The 16,251-nt window shown below is 42.9% G+C and carries 24 protein-coding genes and 1 pseudogene; 18 read left to right on the plus strand and 7 right to left on the minus strand.

Translation table 11 applies throughout. The features are described 5' to 3' along the window. Positions 1-42 precede the first annotated feature (42 nt). The 6 genes and pseudogenes from ABH09_RS05625 to ABH09_RS05645 all read left to right on the plus strand — a co-directional run bounded on the left by ABH09_RS05625 (position 43) and on the right by ABH09_RS05645 (position 3,563). Positions 43-606, plus strand: a complete 564-nt coding sequence (locus tag ABH09_RS05625; protein WP_052185507.1) for a YbhB/YbcL family Raf kinase inhibitor-like protein — start codon at positions 43-45, stop codon at positions 604-606. A 71-nt stretch (positions 607-677) separates the two neighbouring features. Further along, entirely contained in the window at positions 678-1,286 is a 609-nt protein-coding gene (locus tag ABH09_RS05630; protein WP_253715542.1) for a Type 1 glutamine amidotransferase-like domain-containing protein, read from the plus strand. A 24-nt stretch (positions 1,287-1,310) separates the two neighbouring features. Next, positions 1,311-1,454 (plus strand): annotated as a pseudogene (locus ABH09_RS13025) (radical SAM protein); the annotation flags it as partial. A gap of 14 nt (positions 1,455-1,468) precedes the next feature. Continuing rightward, positions 1,469-1,843: a hypothetical protein gene (locus ABH09_RS05635; protein WP_039925749.1), complete on the plus strand. Its 375-nt coding sequence runs from the start codon at positions 1,469-1,471 to the stop codon at positions 1,841-1,843. A 114-nt stretch (positions 1,844-1,957) separates the two neighbouring features. Then, a complete protein-coding gene (locus ABH09_RS05640) occupies positions 1,958-2,893 on the plus strand; it encodes an acyl-CoA thioester hydrolase/BAAT C-terminal domain-containing protein (protein WP_006188636.1) in 936 nt (311 codons plus the stop codon). Positions 2,894-3,242: 349 nt separating this feature from the next. Then, a complete protein-coding gene (locus tag ABH09_RS05645; RefSeq protein ID WP_371922147.1) occupies positions 3,243-3,563 on the plus strand; it encodes a hypothetical protein in 321 nt (106 codons plus the stop codon). A gap of 244 nt (positions 3,564-3,807) precedes the next feature. Here ABH09_RS05645 and ABH09_RS05650 read toward each other — a convergent pair whose 3' ends face one another. Then, a complete protein-coding gene (locus tag ABH09_RS05650) occupies positions 3,808-4,677 on the minus strand; it encodes a LysR family transcriptional regulator (protein ID WP_253715543.1) in 870 nt (289 codons plus the stop codon). Between the two features lie 116 nt (positions 4,678-4,793). On the opposite strand from ABH09_RS05650, the gene ABH09_RS05655 reads away from it, so the two are divergent. Next, entirely contained in the window at positions 4,794-5,186 is a 393-nt protein-coding gene (locus ABH09_RS05655; RefSeq protein ID WP_253715544.1) for an NADPH-dependent FMN reductase family protein, read from the plus strand. 6 nt (positions 5,187-5,192) lie between these two features. Here ABH09_RS05655 and ABH09_RS05660 read toward each other — a convergent pair whose 3' ends face one another. From ABH09_RS05660 to ABH09_RS05670, 3 genes are all read right to left on the minus strand, one after another. Further along, a complete protein-coding gene (locus tag ABH09_RS05660; RefSeq protein ID WP_371922148.1) occupies positions 5,193-5,471 on the minus strand; it encodes a winged helix-turn-helix transcriptional regulator in 279 nt (92 codons plus the stop codon). Between the two features lie 44 nt (positions 5,472-5,515). Continuing rightward, on the minus strand, positions 5,516-6,358 hold the full coding sequence (locus ABH09_RS05665) for an SH3 domain-containing protein (RefSeq protein ID WP_253715545.1): 843 nt from the start codon (positions 6,356-6,358) through the stop codon (positions 5,516-5,518). A 338-nt stretch (positions 6,359-6,696) separates the two neighbouring features. Continuing rightward, on the minus strand, positions 6,697-7,260 hold the full coding sequence (locus ABH09_RS05670; protein ID WP_253715546.1) for a TetR/AcrR family transcriptional regulator: 564 nt from the start codon (positions 7,258-7,260) through the stop codon (positions 6,697-6,699). Positions 7,261-7,420: 160 nt separating this feature from the next. Here ABH09_RS05670 and ABH09_RS05675 point away from each other — a divergent pair, with 160 nt between their 5' ends. The 7 genes from ABH09_RS05675 (at position 7,421) to ABH09_RS05705 (ending at position 10,352) form a co-directional block, all read left to right on the plus strand. Next, positions 7,421-8,011 carry a flavodoxin gene (locus ABH09_RS05675; RefSeq protein ID WP_253715547.1) on the plus strand — a complete coding sequence of 197 codons (591 nt, stop codon included), beginning with the start codon at positions 7,421-7,423 and terminating at the stop codon, positions 8,009-8,011. Between the two features lie 52 nt (positions 8,012-8,063). After that, a complete protein-coding gene (locus ABH09_RS05680) occupies positions 8,064-8,204 on the plus strand; it encodes a hypothetical protein (protein ID WP_253715548.1) in 141 nt (46 codons plus the stop codon). A gap of 312 nt (positions 8,205-8,516) precedes the next feature. Further along, entirely contained in the window at positions 8,517-8,987 is a 471-nt protein-coding gene (locus tag ABH09_RS05685) for a zinc-binding dehydrogenase (protein WP_253715549.1), read from the plus strand. After that, a complete protein-coding gene (locus tag ABH09_RS05690; protein ID WP_253715550.1) occupies positions 8,918-9,103 on the plus strand; it encodes a zinc-binding dehydrogenase in 186 nt (61 codons plus the stop codon). The genes ABH09_RS05685 and ABH09_RS05690 overlap by 70 nt, the downstream gene beginning before the upstream one ends. Positions 9,104-9,492: 389 nt before the next feature. Continuing rightward, on the plus strand, positions 9,493-9,714 hold the full coding sequence (locus ABH09_RS05695) for a hypothetical protein (protein ID WP_253715551.1): 222 nt from the start codon (positions 9,493-9,495) through the stop codon (positions 9,712-9,714). Further along, positions 9,714-10,115: a type II toxin-antitoxin system tRNA(fMet)-specific endonuclease VapC gene (locus ABH09_RS05700; protein ID WP_371922126.1), complete on the plus strand. Its 402-nt coding sequence runs from the start codon at positions 9,714-9,716 to the stop codon at positions 10,113-10,115. Before ABH09_RS05695 ends, ABH09_RS05700 begins: the two co-directional genes overlap by 1 nt. Before the next feature lie 24 nt (positions 10,116-10,139). After that, complete coding sequence (locus ABH09_RS05705) at positions 10,140-10,352, plus strand: MDR/zinc-dependent alcohol dehydrogenase-like family protein (protein ID WP_253715554.1); 213 nt, start codon at positions 10,140-10,142, stop codon at positions 10,350-10,352. A gap of 36 nt (positions 10,353-10,388) precedes the next feature. Here ABH09_RS05705 and ABH09_RS05710 read toward each other — a convergent pair whose 3' ends face one another. From ABH09_RS05710 to ABH09_RS05720, 3 genes are all read right to left on the minus strand, one after another. After that, positions 10,389-11,462, minus strand: a complete 1,074-nt coding sequence (locus ABH09_RS05710; RefSeq protein ID WP_253715555.1) for an NAD(P)H-dependent glycerol-3-phosphate dehydrogenase — start codon at positions 11,460-11,462, stop codon at positions 10,389-10,391. A gap of 54 nt (positions 11,463-11,516) precedes the next feature. Then, positions 11,517-12,032 carry a nitroreductase family protein gene (locus tag ABH09_RS05715; protein WP_162663404.1) on the minus strand — a complete coding sequence of 172 codons (516 nt, stop codon included), beginning with the start codon at positions 12,030-12,032 and terminating at the stop codon, positions 11,517-11,519. 80 nt (positions 12,033-12,112) lie between these two features. Then, positions 12,113-13,090 carry a phosphodiester glycosidase family protein gene (locus ABH09_RS05720; protein ID WP_253715557.1) on the minus strand — a complete coding sequence of 326 codons (978 nt, stop codon included), beginning with the start codon at positions 13,088-13,090 and terminating at the stop codon, positions 12,113-12,115. Between the two features lie 137 nt (positions 13,091-13,227). Between ABH09_RS05720 and ABH09_RS05725 the strand changes: the two genes are divergently transcribed. The 4 genes from ABH09_RS05725 to ABH09_RS05740 all read left to right on the plus strand — a co-directional run bounded on the left by ABH09_RS05725 (position 13,228) and on the right by ABH09_RS05740 (position 15,887). After that, on the plus strand, positions 13,228-13,398 hold the full coding sequence (locus ABH09_RS05725) for a hypothetical protein (protein ID WP_006188141.1): 171 nt from the start codon (positions 13,228-13,230) through the stop codon (positions 13,396-13,398). Between the two features lie 292 nt (positions 13,399-13,690). Further along, on the plus strand, positions 13,691-14,293 hold the full coding sequence (locus tag ABH09_RS05730; protein WP_162663406.1) for a phosphoribosyltransferase: 603 nt from the start codon (positions 13,691-13,693) through the stop codon (positions 14,291-14,293). A gap of 94 nt (positions 14,294-14,387) precedes the next feature. Next, a complete protein-coding gene (locus ABH09_RS05735) occupies positions 14,388-15,191 on the plus strand; it encodes a hypothetical protein (RefSeq protein ID WP_230978098.1) in 804 nt (267 codons plus the stop codon). Between the two features lie 69 nt (positions 15,192-15,260). After that, positions 15,261-15,887: a ribonuclease HII gene (locus ABH09_RS05740; protein ID WP_253715558.1), complete on the plus strand. Its 627-nt coding sequence runs from the start codon at positions 15,261-15,263 to the stop codon at positions 15,885-15,887. Positions 15,888-16,251 lie beyond the last annotated feature (364 nt).

The following is a 16,251-nucleotide window of genomic DNA, read 5'->3' on the forward strand; positions in this document are numbered from 1 at the left end:
CAGGCATATTGACTTAAAATGGCTTTGTTATAAAATATCGGTATGAAACATATCTATACGAAAATGCTGCCATTTATGGCGGCGCTGATTGTTATTTCCTGCGGAAGCTGCTCAAGTAAAGACGAAATCAAGCCGCTTACCGAAGGAGGTTCTATGAAGTTGACAAGCACGGCTTTTGCCGACGGCGAAAAAATGCCCCAAGAATTTGCAAAACTCGGAGCGAATCACATTCCTCCGCTCGAAATCGACGGTGTACCGGAGGGTACAAAGAGCCTTGCGATTATCGTGCATGATCCGGATGCGCCGCTCCCGGGCGGATTTTATCATTGGACGCTGTGGAACATTCCGCCGCAAACAACGTCGATCGGAGAAGGTAATGTGCCATCGGATGCCGTCGAAGGCGAAACGAGCTGGGGTACGAGCGGCTACAACGGGCCTCAACCGCCGTTCGGTACGCACCGCTATATTTTTTATCTCTATGCGCTCGATATGAATCTGAGTCTTCCGGCGGGCAGCAGCGTAAAAGAGCTTAAAGCCGCGATTAAGGGACACGCAATCGAAGCTGCTTCACTTACGGGTATGTTTGGTGCTAAGGATAACCCCTGACCAAAGCAGTGAAAAATTATCCGTATACTATACAGCTCTAAACCCATCATTCACCGAGGAGGTGTAGGGAAATGAATTTATTTTTGTGCTCACACTTTTCAAAAGTAGGCGCTCTTCTTAAAGATCTCATTGCGGGGAAAAAAGTTGCTTTCATTCCCACTGCATCGATACATGAAGGGTACACAGGTTATGTAGGGTCAGCTCGTACATTATTCAAAAAATTAGGAGCCGAGCTGACTGAAATTGAGATTTCAACTGCAAACGTTTCCGATATTACACAGGTGTTTGATGCAGCGGATATTATTTATTTTACCGGCGGTAATTCATTTTTCCTTATTGATCAATTGAGGAAAACCGGTACGGATACGTTGCTAAAGCAACAGCTGGAAAAAGGGAAATTATTTATTGGAGAATCAGCAGGCGCTATTGTATGTGCTCCGGAGCTTTCTTATATTGAAAAAATGGATCCTATTCCGGAAGATTATTCTCAGAGTGATTATGCCGGATTAGGACTCATCAATTTTTATGTGCTGCCGCACTATCTTACCGCACCATTCAAAAAAGTTACCGCAGATATTATGCAATCCTTCTCAAATATCGAACTATGCGCTATCAATAATGCACAAGCTCTTAGTATCAAAGACGGAGTACGGGAGTTGGTAAGTGTAGAAAAAGAGTAAAATACAAAGATGGAATTTGATGCGATGAACGCTGCCCCTGTTATCAAACACATTGCGGTGCGCAGCGTAATATCAAAATCGAATTTACCCGTAGCGGATTATTCTGTTAATCCATACACCGGATGTATACATGCGTGTAAATATTGTTATGCGTCTTTTATGCGAAGGGAGAATATTAATTTATGTTTTCAATATTAGGTGCAGTATTATTTGGAATTATAGCAATTATGACAGTTCTTGTTGCTTGCGGTTTGCCTTTGGGCGAATTTACAATGGGTGGACAACATAAAATCTTACCTAATAAATTGAGAGTTGCGGCAGTCATTTCAGTGGCTATCCAAATTTTTGCAATGATAATTATTTTGCAAGCCGGAGGTTTTATTTCCTTGTGGTTGTCTTTTAAGGTTACTAAATATATTTGTTTCTTCTTTGCCGCTTACCTATCTTTGAATACTATTATGAATATGATTTCAAAAAGTAGAAAAGAAAAATATGTTATGACTCCGCTTTCACTTATTGTCGGAATATGTTTTTGGATAACGGCATTTCAGATGTAGTATGTAAAATGAGGATAATCTACAGTGCGTCAAATTGGGAAAATATGAGAAAAGTGATATAGTAGGATGGACGAGAAATTGACAAATTTGAATTTGAAGAGGAGAAACTTTCCCATGAAGAAAGAAATCAAAACAATAGAGAAAGATGGATATAACGGCGTATACTGGCCGAATCCGAACGGCAGTAAATATTGCATGATTGCCATGCTTGGTGATGATACAAAAGACATGATGGCAAAGGGTGGCGTCAAATGGCTTCAAAAGAAAGGTCTGAATGTCCTCACAATGTCACCGGCCCCAAAAGATTACGGTCACCATAACTATCCACTCGAACGTTTTGAGAAGGCACTTGCATTTCTGAAGACGATGGGTAATGAAAAAATCGGTATTATGGGTGCCTCGACAACTGGTATGCTTGCGCTTGTCGCAGCGTCATGCTTTTCGGAAATAACGCTTACGATAGCCATTTCTCCTTCTGATTTTGTGATGGAAGGTTTTTATCAGGATGGGAAAGACGGGGCTCACGAACGTCCGGGAGACGGAGAGTCATCTGTTTCGTATCACGGTAAGCCGCTTCCTTATCTGCCCTATGCGTATCGCCATCCGGAATACTGGCAGAAAATATCTGAGGAATCCAAACGGCGCGGCGCGATGGTTGCCAGTCGCGATTTGTTCGATGAATCGGAGAAAAGGCATCCCGTGCAGGAAGCCGAGAAAATAAAGGTGGAGAATATAAAGGGCCGCATTCTGCTGATTGGTGCGGAGGATGATGTACTTTGGGATACCTGTAAATACATTCGTAGAATGGAAAACAGGCTGAAAGAAAGGGACGCGGATAACAGTGTAGTTCTCATGACCTATGAACATGGAACGCATTTTATATTTCCGCAGACCATGTTAACAGGCATTCTTCCCGTGGGTTCCGGGCTGTTTATCAGCATGGCTTTTAAGGAGGCAAAGCAGTATCCGAAAGAGTGTAAGCAGACGAGGATTGATGTTGATGAGCGCTTATCGGAGGAACTAAAGCAGTGGATAAATTCAGCTTCATAAATCCCGGTTTGTCGAAGTAAAAAATCAAATAGGATATTACCAAGAGGAAGCAAAAGCAAATTGCCGATACTTCCTTTTTTGTTGTCAAAAATTCAAAAAATGGAAAGGAGGCATGATAAAAACTAAACGAACAAGCGGTAATGTGATACGCTGAAGTGATTCAGCGGAACCCGGGCATTAGTTCGCCATTTTTAGTAAGGGCATGACCCTTGTAAAGGAGTTGTTACGATTAGAAAATACGAGTGAAAAGTGATACCCTAGTTTGACGGGACTGGGGAGCCGGTGGAAGGCAGTGTTTTTCTTCGAACAAAAAGTTCGGTAAGGAGTTTGTGTCAAAGCCGGCCACCGTATAACAAAATGCGGCTTGCCTTTGGGCGAATTTACAATGGGCGGACAACATAAAATCTTACCTAAGAAATTGAGAGTTGCGGCAGTCATTTCGGTGGCTATCCAAATTTTTGCAATGATAATTATTTTGCAAGCCGGAGGTTTTATCTCCTTGTGGTTTTCTTTTAAGGTTACTAAATATATTTGTTTCTTCTTTGCCGCTTACCTATCTTTGAATACTATTATGAACATGATTTCAAAAAGTAGGAAAGAAAAATATGTTATGACTCCGCTTTCACTTATTGCCGGAATATGTTTTTGGATAACGGTATTTCAGATATAGTGTGTAAGATAAGGATAATCTACTGCCCTGCGTGATTGCGCCTTTATTCTTCTGGGAACCTCTAAAAACTGCAAGCCTATCGGCTTGTCCTGTAAGGAAATTCATTAACTTGTCCGCTTTGCGAACTGTGGATCAGTTTTGAGAGGTTTTCCTTAGATTTAATTTGCGATGTTTTATTTAAGTCGTTGTGAAATAAAGACTTAAATAAAACTCGTCGGGCATCTCTAAAAATCTAACCGAGTTTTTAGAGATGCCCTTCTATCGCCTTAAACAGCGCTCTATACTCCCTTGCGTTTTCCGCTAAACAGACACACCAAAATTGCACATTCACTTCCGGATCGGATAAAGGAATAGCGACTTTACCGTGCGGAATGGCATTATTGGTATTCGTAATATTCGTTATGAATGAAGGTAATTCGCTGGCATGTACAATTTCACGCAAAGTCGAAAGCTCGCTTTGTTCTAAAAACACTGCGTCAGGAATTTTTTGTTTGCATACCGAATACCAAAAACCGATGGTATTGTGGATCAACAGTTTTTCTCCGGCAAGGTCTTGCAGTTGCAGCGTTTTTTGTTTTGCAAGCCGATGTGAGACCGGCAAAAGTACGGAAAGCTCTTCTCGAATAAAGGCTTTACAAATATAGCGTGGCGTTCCGTCAGGCTTTTTTTCTTCAAGCGGGTGGAGCAGTATAATCAGATTGTATGTTCCGTCATCAAGTCCGCGGATAAGTGATGCCTCTGTTTCCTGTAAATCGCTCTGTATTGTTTTACCGGTAAAAACTTTTGATGCGATCGGTGCCAATTTCCACATCGGAGCCGGAGCAATCGAGCCGAAAGAAAAACTGCGCAGTCTACGGTCTGCTTCCCGAACAGCACGAATCATATCATCATGTGCAGAAACTACAACGTGTGCGTGTTGTGCTGCAAGGACACCTACCTCGGTAAGCGCAATATGATTTTTAGTACGACTAAAAAGCGGTACCCCAAGCTCGGCTTCCAAATTCTGCATAGAGCGGCTTAAAGCAGGCTGAGACGTGTGCACCATCTCTGCCGCTTTAGAAAGCGTTCCGTATTCTGCAAATGCCACAAGCTGCCGCAACTGATAAAGTTCCATAGGTATAGTATATCTCACTATGCACTTCCGATATAGTGCCTTGCAAAACTTTTATTGTACATAGTTTACTCTCTTTGCTATATTGAAAACAGCCAAATACACTAAGGAGGAAAACGATGGAAAGAAGTGTTTTATTTTTATTCGGTCTGTTGACCATGGTGCCCTTTGCTGGGCAGAACAGCACGTCAGCGGCATTTGCACAAGCGGCTCTCTCCGGAGAAAAAAAGGATGCAAAGATTTTAGTTGCGTATTTTTCCCGTGCAGATGAGAACTACGGCGTCGGATTTATCGAAAAAGGCAATACGCAGATTATCGCCGAATATATTGCAGATTATTTGAAGGCAGATAGCTTTCATATCAGGACTGTTACCCCCTATCCTAAAAATTACCGGGAATGTACCAATGTCGCTTTAGAAGAACAAAAGAAGAAAGCTCGTCCCGTGCTTGCAGAACAAATCGGTCATTTAACAGACTGTAACAGTCTCTTTTGCATAGGAGAAAGAATGTGATAAAGCTTAACTGCTTTTTCCTTTTTGCATTTTATGTAATTCGGCGATATAACTCAACCCGAAAATCTCAATCTCGTCTAATACTTTTTGAAATTTAGTTCCCCATTTACTTAAAGAGTATTCAATATGAGGCGGGACTTCGGCAAAGACTTTTCGGTCGATCAGTTTATCTTTTTCAAGCTGACGCAGCTGTCTCGTTAAAACAGTTCGAGTTGTTGCAGGCATTAATCTTTGAAGTTCATTAAACCTTTTTGTGCCCTTACTCAGATGATATAAAATTATAATCGCTCATAAGATTTGAAAAACCGAATTTTTTTGATCTATAATTTCTAATCTTCAATTTTTATAAAATCTTTCCCGTCCCACCGGTAAGATATGCGCTTGATTCTGGGAGCCGATTCCTTGCCGTTTTCCCATCTTATATAAGTATTGATATGTTCTATCCTGTCTCCGTTAAATTCAAATTTTTCGACTGTTTCATGGTGTGTTTCAGACCAACTGTTGGAAAGCGTCGCAAAATATTTTAATGCTCCGTTTGCAAAATAAAAATACCGTGCTTTAGACCAGCCGTCGCCTCCAACGCTTGAATCGCCGAAGCCGCTTATTGCAACAAGAAACGATACATTCGGCACCAAATCTTCGCATTTGACTATCGAATAAGACGTATCTTCCGCAATGGGTTTTTTATAAAATTTTTCTAAATCAATATGCTCAATATGTGATTTTTTTATCAGCACATGATTTTTATTTACATTATAAAAACTTGGATGGACATCGGAAACCGCCCCTCCTTTACGTTCGGTAATGCAAAGACATGCAAAAATCTCATCTTCCCCGTCGTTATCGAGATCCCCTACAGCCTCTTTGCAGGAAATATATCGACCGCAGATATAACCCGTCCCTTGGGCGCAGGAGATTTTGTACCACGGTGCATAATAGCTTTCCTCTAAAAGCCATTCCCAATCTTTACTCCATTCGATAATACGAACCGCATCGCCTGCATTCAGCTGAAACAGTTTTTCGCCGGAAAGGCTCGGCGTCGAGCGGACATTCACTTTGTTATCTATGACATAATGATCCCAGCTATTGGCGTAATCTACGGCGATGTACTTTTGTGCATACAAGCCGAGTGAACTCATAATAAACAGCAAACAACAAATCGGTTTATTCATTTTTATAGTCTCCTAAATATATTCTGCGTTATCCCTTTTTAAGGTCAAGAGAGTATCGGGAATGCGGCAGATACACCTATACTAACAAAAATTTCGTTAAACTGCTATAACGGCAACGGAAATGTCTTCAATGAATTCCGCCATGATGTACGATGACTTGCCTGCGCCGAAGGTGAAAGTGAAAAAAAAAAGCAATCAATAAGTCCATATCGACAAGGTATTTACCTTTCTTTTCCTGTTTGCTTTGATATTTTCAAGTACTTCAATGATCACCTGATTAAGTTCAATAACCGGGAATCTGTATATGATTAACCGCGATCATACTTGACTGCTGCCGGTTAATGCAAAAAGCCCTGCATGCCGAAATCCATGAGCGTCGCCGAAATTTCGATTATCCTTTCGAGCGGAATTTTTCGTCCGTCCCGAACCCATTGCCGATACAGATAGAGCGGCGTATTGAAAAAAGCGCGGACGATATTTTCTTCATATTCGTTTTTGCAGGGCAAGACGGAAGATTGTTTGTAGGTTTTTGCCAAAACTCTATTTTGCATGCGTTCGCGAATATAATCGAAGCGGCTGTCACAGGTAATCTTTTTGAAAAACTCGTCCTGCGCTTCCATATATTCGAAAAAGCTTCGCACTAATACAGCCCCGTCGTTTTTATAATCGTAGCCGGCGATAAGAGCGCTGTAGCGGTCGGAATGTTCGGTTTGAATTTCGTGCAGTACATCGTCGAGAGAATCGTAGTGCAGATAAAACGTATTGCGGTTTATGCCGGCACGTTCAGCGATCTCTTTTACCGTGATTTTTTCATACGGGAGCTCGCATACCATATCTTTAAATACCGCGCGAATCGCATCTTTTGTACGTTCGACGCGGCGATCGCTCTTTTGTTCGCTCATGACTCCTCTGAGTTTTTAGGCATTTTTTGCGGATATGCCGCTTATCGAACAGTATACCGGAAAATGCACATCGGAAAAAGTCGTCCGCATGCTATATTTATATTGTAATACGAAAGGCAAAACTTTCTGCAAATATTTTATTCAGGAGGAAATGATGAAAATGAAAACGTTTTTTGCGGCGGCGTTTGCCGCACTTATGACTGTCGGCGCGGCAAGCACACAGACAAAATCGAAATCGCTCGTCTTATATTTTTCTCTTGTGGGCGAACAGTACGCGGTCGGGAACATCAAAGAAGGAAATACCGCCATCATCGCGAAGATGATTGCCGAGCAAACGGGTGCGGATATTTTCGAACTTGAAACCGCTGCGGCGTATCCGATTAACGACCATAAAGCCCTGCTTGATACGGCAAAGGCCGAATTGAACCGCAAAGCACGTCCCGCGCTCAAAGCCGACGTACCGAACTTCGACAGTTACGACACTATTTATATCGGTTATCCCATTTGGTGGGGTGATCTTCCGATGTGTATTTATACGTTTATGGAATCCCATCAATGGAACGGTAAAACCGTCATTCCGTTTTGTACCCACGAAGGCAGCTCCCTTGCCGGAACCGAAAGCAGCATCCGTTCTACGTGTAAGGGAGCAACGCTGCTGAAAGGGCTTGCCGTTCGAGGAAGTACAGCGCAAAACAATCGCACCGCCGCAAGAAAATCCGTACAGGATTGGCTTAAACAAATCGGAAAATAATAAGTTTCGGTGAGCTTGTTTTGAATAGTAAACATTTTTTTTGGAGGAAACGATGGCAAAGATATTAATCGCATATTTTTCCCATACGGGAGAAAATTACTTTGGCGGACAATCAGTAAAGGAAATACGGCAGTTGCTGCAGAGTTTGCTCAAAAAGCAGTCGGCGGCGATTTGTTTGAAATCCGTACCGTAAAAGACTATCCGGTAAACTACAAGCAGTGTACGGATATCGCCGCGGAGGAGGGAAGAACGAATGCCCGCCACGAACTGCGCGGTACGCTTCCCGATATGAGTGGCTACAATACGATCATTACGAAATATGCAGTTCTGTATAAGGATATACATTTTCAGAAGCGGCATGGATGCCATCGCAACCAAATATACATCCATGTACATTTGGTTGCTTCGAGTTTTTCCTTGAGAAAAACTCGATACTGCATGGAACCACTGACATCCTGTCAGTACAGCGCTATTTTTTGTTCCACAAAAAACTCGCAAGGCAAAAATGTACAAGGATGTACATTTTTGGCGTTGGGGTATGGGACGCAGCTTCAATGGCAGCTATGCCGAATACGCCCTGCTTCCTACTCATCACGTTTTTGCAATACAGTCCGATATGACATGGGCTGACATTGCCGCCGTTCCCGAAACCTATTTTACTGCATGGGGTTCTCTGTTCCAATGCCTGCGTTTACAAAAAGACGACACCCTTCTAGTCCGGGGCGGCACCTGCGTTCTCGGTTATGCTGCTATGCAGATTGCAAAAGCGATCGGCTGCCGCGTTGCTGCCACAACACATCGTGAAAGCAAACTGAACCTACTGAAAGAGGCTGGCGCCGATGAATGCATCTTAGATACCGGCAATTTATCTGAAGCATATAATGCCCGCTTTACCAAAGCGACGGTGTGTATCTTACCGGCTTTCACAGCAATTTTCCTACGCAAACCGACATCGATTCAATTTTCATCTCTTTAACCGAGCATACCTTACAGCCGCTTATCGGTGCACACTTTGCGTTCCGCGATATTGCCCAAGCCTGTGCAGCATGCGACGGCGGTAAAGTAAACGGGAAAATCGTTGTGGAGCTGTAAGGCGCGTACCGTCCGTTCCGCATTATGCAGACAATCGTTAACTGCGGTATTCTTGTGTGTGCAGCATTTTTGACGATAAGCGGCATTATGCTTTCGCAGCATGTTTTTGTCTTCTTTCTCGATATGGAAAAAGGTTATGTTATATTCTTTACCGATTATAGTGCAATTCTCGTCCTGTTTGCAGCTTGCGCACATTACGGTGCAAAATTAACGAGGAGAAAAAATGAATAGCCGTGATGTGCAGTATGGGGAGGGAGAATCAACAGTTACCTGTAGTTTTCGTGATAATGTAAAAAGGCTTGCTAATCCCACTGTTTTATAATATACTTGCAAATATACTTGATTTTTATAATAAACTGTTTTACACTTGGATAAAAAGAGGTACGAATATGCCGCAGTTATCATTATATGTTACGCAAGAGCAGCTTCTCAAAATTGAAAACGAAGCTCATGCGGAAAATATGTCGCTTTCAAAGTGGGTCGTGAGCAAAATCATGGAAAGAATAGAGCCTCATTATCCGGAGGGCTGGGCTGATCTATTCGGCTCTGTTGCTGACCCGGCATTTACGAGACCTGATCAGCCGAAACTTGAAACGCGAGTGGCTTTTTAATGTATTTTATAGACTCAAATACGTGCATTTACTTTATGAATGGAAAGTTTTCATCTGTCCGCGAAAAATTCTTATCAGTTTCGCCAAAAGAGATAAAAATTTCTTCAGTAGTAAAAGGCGAACTTTTGCTTGGCGCTTTTAAAAGCCAGACAAGAGAAAAGACTACAGAGAAAGTGGAAAAATTTTTGAAGCCGTTTGAAATTGTGAATTTTACAGGTAAAATGGCTTACTCCTATGCAGAAATCCGAAAAGATTTGGAGCTTGCAGGTACACCGATAGGCGCAAATGATTTACTGATTGCTGCTACCGTTCTTCATGAAAAAGGGACTCTTATTACTCATAATGCGAACGAATTTTCAAGAGTAAACGGCTTGAAAATTGAAGATTGGGTAGTAGATTGAACATATTAGATCTTTACCTCATCCTTGAACGATTCTCCGACACGCTCCAAAACGGAAGTTTCCGGCTTTCACAGTAATTTTTCTACGCAAGCCGACATCGATTCAATTTTCAGCTTTTTAACCGAGCATACCTTACAGCCGCTTATCGGTGCACACTTTGCGTTCCGCGATATTGCCCAAGCCTGTGCAGCATGCGACGGCGGTAAAGTAAACAGGAAAATCGTTGTGGAGCTGTAAGGCGCGGAGTAGATGCGCCGTATATTTTCAAAAGGGCTAGTTTTTTGTTCCGCTCAGCATATCCTCGATAAATTCTGCAGGGCATAATTCTTTGTTCAGAATTTTGTAGAGTCCGGTGCAGAGCGGCAGCTTTAAGTCGTATTTTACGGCAATCTTACTGAGGTACGCGCACGCGACGATGCCTTCCGGTAAATAGCCGATAGTACCGATTTGCGCAATAAGGTCATCGATGCCGCTAAAACCGTCTAAGACGGCTGCGGTGATAATTTCGCGGCCGAATTTACGGTTTCTACCGTATTTGCTGCGGCACGTCACATCAAGGTCTCCGATACCCGAAATCGATGTAAATGTTTCAGGATGCGTTGCTCCCATTGCTCTCCCGATAATTTGAATTTCGTTCAAACCGGCTGCTAATAAAAGCGATTCGGTATTGTCGCCGAAAAAGTCTGAGTGTTCGGTTAGCGCATCAAGCATGCCGAATGCAATGGCGATCACGTTCTTCGTCGCTGCGCATACCTGTACACCTACGATATCAAGACTTGAGTATACCAGTAGACTACGCGATTTAAGAATTTCGCGGCAACGGATGGAGCTTAAGGGATTTTTTGAAGCTGCAATAAGACCGGTGAGCTTTCCGGCGGCAACTTCTTCTCCGTGACTTGGACCTGCGACATAGACGAGGTGATCTCGATAAAAATCGGGTAATTTTTTTTCAAGAGATTCGATGATTAAATGCGGTTCTCTGTGCTCATCGGGGATAAATCCTTTGGTAAGTACAGCGATGAGTGGATATGTCTCTGTACCGGTATCGGTATTAAAAGGAGGAATCGTTAAGAGTCGGTTTACGATATCCATTAAATAGAGGGAGGGACTTGCTAAAAAGAGTACAGCCGCATCCTTGCATACTTCTTGCATATCGGTAGAAGCGGAGATCGTTGGCGGTAAGATATAGTTCGGTAAATATTTTTTATTGATATGCTCGGTATTGATGCTTGAGCATGCATCCTCACTCCGATTCCAGAGCATGACACGATGCCCGTTTCGACCGAGTGTACAAGCTATTGCCGTTCCCCATGAACCTGCGCCGAGAATAGCGATTTTTTCATTCATAACAATCTTCTCTCTTATGAGAACCTCTAAAAATCTCAGCTTTTTAGAGGTTTTTTAGTATATAAATTCTACCGGTTCCGTTCTTTCTTTCGGCGCCGGTTTTTCTGCTGGGTATCCCAATGCAACAAAGCCGCATATTATATGATTGTGCGGAATATGAAAGGAGTCGAGTATCTTCCTGATTTCCGGTTCATTACATTTATCACGCAATTGGTTAATCCAGACGGCACCCAACCCAAGGGATTCCGCAGCTAAATAAGTATTTTCGATTGCGCAAGACGAATCGCATTGGCCGTATATGTCGTCCTCTGCAAAACTAATCAAGAGAATAGCATCGCAGTCGTATATACGGTAATCGCTGCGGTTATGTACTTTTGCAAGGGCTTGTGCGAGTTCTTGAATTTTTTCCCGATTGTGTACAATCGTAAATTTTCGCGCCTGTCTATTTTTACCCGTTGGAGCAGCTTTTGCGCAGTCGGCAATGAGTTTTAGTTTTTCATCTTCAATTCTTTGATCGGTAAATTTACGCACGCTTATCCGTGTTAAAATTGCGTTGATCACTTCGTTCATATTGGGAGCCTCCGTATTTCTTCATTTTACATCGTTTATAGTATAAAGGCAAAGGGTTCTTTAAAAGGCAACGGTATCTATTATTCTGCTGGGGTATTCAAGAGAGCGCCTGATGTGTTGCCTTTTATAACAATACCGACATTGCTTGCAACACGGATATGGATATTCCAGCTGCGAATGGGAGCGACAATATGCTGTGTCCTGTTTTCCTGTAGAACCAACGAGCTTGAACTGCCGCCGTCAAGTTGGAGCGCATCATCGGCGCCGAGTTCCCGCATCAGCCTTGCAGTTTCTTCAAAAGAAAGACCTTGGCTTTTCCGTTTGTTTTCTCCTTCTACCACTACGACGAAGAGCGTCCGTCCGTTATCGGCAAGTCCGACGGCAGTTCGTGAATCGCGGCGGTGAAGTTTTTGCGGCAATACGGTACCGTTTCGAAGAATTGTCCAAAATCCGCCCACCGCATGGCGGACATCCGCCGATAGAAGACTCTCTGTTTGAGCGTCGATAATGCGGGCAGTTTTATCCGTATAAAAAAGCAGTGCACCGTAGCGTTCATGCGGCATACTCATTCGCCGGAAATCCGTAATATGAATACCGACAATAGTGCGGTACACGCTGAAAAGCAGCGAGCGTGTTTTGAATGGAGCGGCATTAAAAGCGACAATTGTATTGTGCCTCAGCGCAAAATCCAGTGTCGTTTCGCCGCGGATATGCCCTCGGCTGTTTGTAAAGAGAGCCGGTTCCGAAGTTATAACGGAGACGGCCGGATTGAGTAAATCTATTTTTACGATATGGACGATAAGCGGAAGCTGCAGATCATGTATATCGGCAGCTTCAATGCCCGGTGATAGAGAACGCCAGCGTATCTCTTCCCGGGTGACAGGCTGATACGGCGTATCCGTATAGGTGGTAGGAACGGTTGTACATCCCGAAAAGCACCAAAGACAACACACTAATATCAGCAATGGGAATAGCGGAAGCATGCCTCCGGTGCGGTTTTGTTTATACTGCATTCGTGCTTGTACGGATTGGAGGGGCGCCGGATACTTTTGTAACATAGAGCAAGTGTATCACAAGAGAGGATAAATTACAAACCTTAGGTTCCGTTTCATGATGCATACGGGTTCAGGGCTTGACAGTCCATCATAAATTTTCTATATTCAAGGACGAAATTTTTCATGAGGAGGCTTGAGGTATGGCTGGTGCTAGTAAAAACTCCCGTACTGCTGTCGCTACGCAGAAGTTTAGCTGCCCGTGTGGTGGTGAAGTTGTGCTAAAAACAATGGTTGAGAACGGAAAAATAAAAAATATCGCTGAATGTGCAAAATGTCATCGTATTGAACGCCGACCTAAAGATTTTAAATAATCTTATAAGATACACCGAAGTAAAAGGCTGCCATCGGGGTTACCGAAAGGTGGCTTTTTTTATATAGTTTACTGCTCAATGATTTGGTGAATAATTTATCGTACGTATTTAAATCATGATAGTTTAAACTTCTATTGAATAAGCGATTTGAAATCGTTATACTAGGAAAATGAAAGCCGTATTTCCTATCAAAGACATATTTTCCTCAACATAAACAACCGTATCCGCGCGGCTGAGGTCAACGTATTTATGTGAGAAATAACGGTAACAATTGCAAGATAAGGAAGAGATTATGAGCAAAGAATTTTTACCATACGACACGGTTCGTAACAACGGGTTCCGTTTGGCGCGTCAAATTTGGGAGGATGGTTTTATTCCTGATGTGATATATGTTTCGCTGCGAGGCGGTTCATCCTTGGGGAATGCTATTCATGAATGGTTTAAGATAGTAAATAAAGATGTGAAGCCTATTTTGTATGCCGCTGTTGTTGCTCATTCTTATTCCGATGCCAATCAACAGTCAAAGATGATGATTGACGGATGGACGTATTCACCCGAACATCTGCGGAGCGGCGATAAGATATTGTTGGTTGATGATATTTTCGATAGCGGCGCTACGATCAATTATCTTGTATCGGCTTTCTTGGAAAAAGGTATTCCGCGACGTGATATAAAGATAGCCGTTCATGATTATAAGGTTTTCCATAATAGAAAGAGTAGCGAACCTATTCAGCCGGATTACTGGTGCAGAAAGCATGATATCTATGCTGATAAAGACAGTCGTTGGATTCACTATATGAGCCATGAGTTGACCGGTTTAACTCCTGAAGAACTTGAAAAGCACTACTATGCACAATATCCCGAATTGCGCGAAATTTTTAAGGGTGTTTTATAAGAAACCGATGCATAGAAATCGTAAGCCGTTATTGTTTTTTTTTGTTTATTTTCTCTTTTCTCTTTCCCTTTTTGCTGCAGAGAATGGTTTAGCCTTGTATGTAGATGTTGCTGCAAGAACATCCGTCGAAAAAGGTACGGTCGATAGTCCGTTTGTTTCTCTTGAGCAGGCTGTTGCAGCAGTCCATAACCGAATAAACCGGCGAGGAGCTCCGGTAAAAAACGGTAAAGCTAAGCCTGTTTCTGTTTTTCTTCGTTCGGATGTGTATGTCGAGGAAGCTGTATTTCTTACTGTTCCGATTAAGATAATCGGTGAGAATAATCCGGTAATTACATTTGGAGAAAATGCCGGTTTTGTCGTTGAACGTACTTCATTGGAGATAACGGGATGCTCGGTAAAACGATCGGAACGGTTTACGGAACCACGTACCGTGCCTGTTTTATACGGCTCGAAGGCTTCCATTGCGCTGAATAAAGTTGCAATTACCGTAAATGAAGGGGGCGATGCAGTGATTCTGCGAAATAGCCGCATGACCTGTACCGACACATCTCTTACTTCCGAGCAACATGCGCAGGCAGTGCTGATACGTGCTGAAAAAAGTTCGCTTTCTGCCATTCGAAGTACTTTCTCGGCATCGGGTTTAGTGGCTTTGTGCTTTGATTTTGTGAAAACACAGGGTACGTTGACCGACATAGGTTGTAATCTTGCCGTGCAGTATACCGGAAGATTGGCTGAGCTTACCGATTCATCCGTGCAAATGCGGAAAGTACGCTGTTCGTATACGTCTCCTTTATTCGACATGATGGATGCGGCCGTCATTGCCGACAATGCTTCTAAAGCTGAATTGCCGGAATCTGTTGAATTAACCGGATTTGCGGAAGTGCTTGTCCGCAGATAACGTGTTGTACCGATAAATAGAGCATCACGGAAAGTACGGTGGGAATAAACAGAATAGGAATGATACTCGATGTTGTTTTGCGGTATTGATGAAGCGGGTAGGGGGGCGTTGGCAGGCCCCGTATACGCTGCAGCTGTTATTTTACCCGATTCCTTTGACGTTTCTGTACTGGATGATTCAAAAAAACTATCTCCTAAACGCCGTGAAATCGCGCGGGCAGCTATTCTGAGCGGTGCGTTGTATTGGCAGATTGCATCGGTTCCTTCCGAACAAATAGATAAAATCAACATTTTACAAGCGACACTTACCGCAATGAAGGAAGCGTTTGAGGCTCTATTTGCACAGTATGGGCGAAATACTTCAAATACACTTGCCGATAGCGAAAAGGATTTAACGGTTATTGTTGACGGTAATCAACTGCCTGATATCGGCGGCAATTTCACGCTTATTGCGGAACCCAAGGCTGATGGGCGGTATCCGTGTGTGATGGCTGCTTCTATTTTGGCTAAAACCGAGCGGGATCACCGTATGATGGAATATCATAAACAATATCCGCTCTACCGATATGATTTGCATAAAGGCTATGGGACAAAATTGCACCGATCTCTTATCGGGCTCTATGGCGCTTCGCCCATCCAGCGGCAGAGCTTTAAGTTCAAAAACGTTCAGACTAATCCTACAGATAAGTATTCATGAGGCGATAACTTCGCATTTTAAAGTATGATTAAGCTTTCTGCAACTTACATCTAAGTGAACCCTCTAAAAACTGCTTCGTCATCTATGTTAGCGGATACGATAATTCTTATGGAACAAACCGATAGGCGTGCTGTTTTTGGAGGTTTCCTTATTTCTTTTGCTCGGCGGTTGCGCCATCCTTTTTAGCTTCTGTCGGGGGCCTTTGCAAATTTTTTTGGAGCCTGCTTTGCAAGGAAGGAAGTTTCGGCTTTTGATATCGCACAATATAGAATACAAGGTTCAAGTATAATATAAGCAGTATGGTCACGATAATCACTTCGGGAGAAATAACCACATTCTTTATCAGGATAAAAAGTTGTGAGAA

The sequence above is a fragment of the Treponema sp. OMZ 803 genome (assembly GCF_024181165.1).
In the GTDB taxonomy this organism is placed as follows: Bacteria; Spirochaetota; Spirochaetia; order Treponematales; family Treponemataceae; genus Treponema.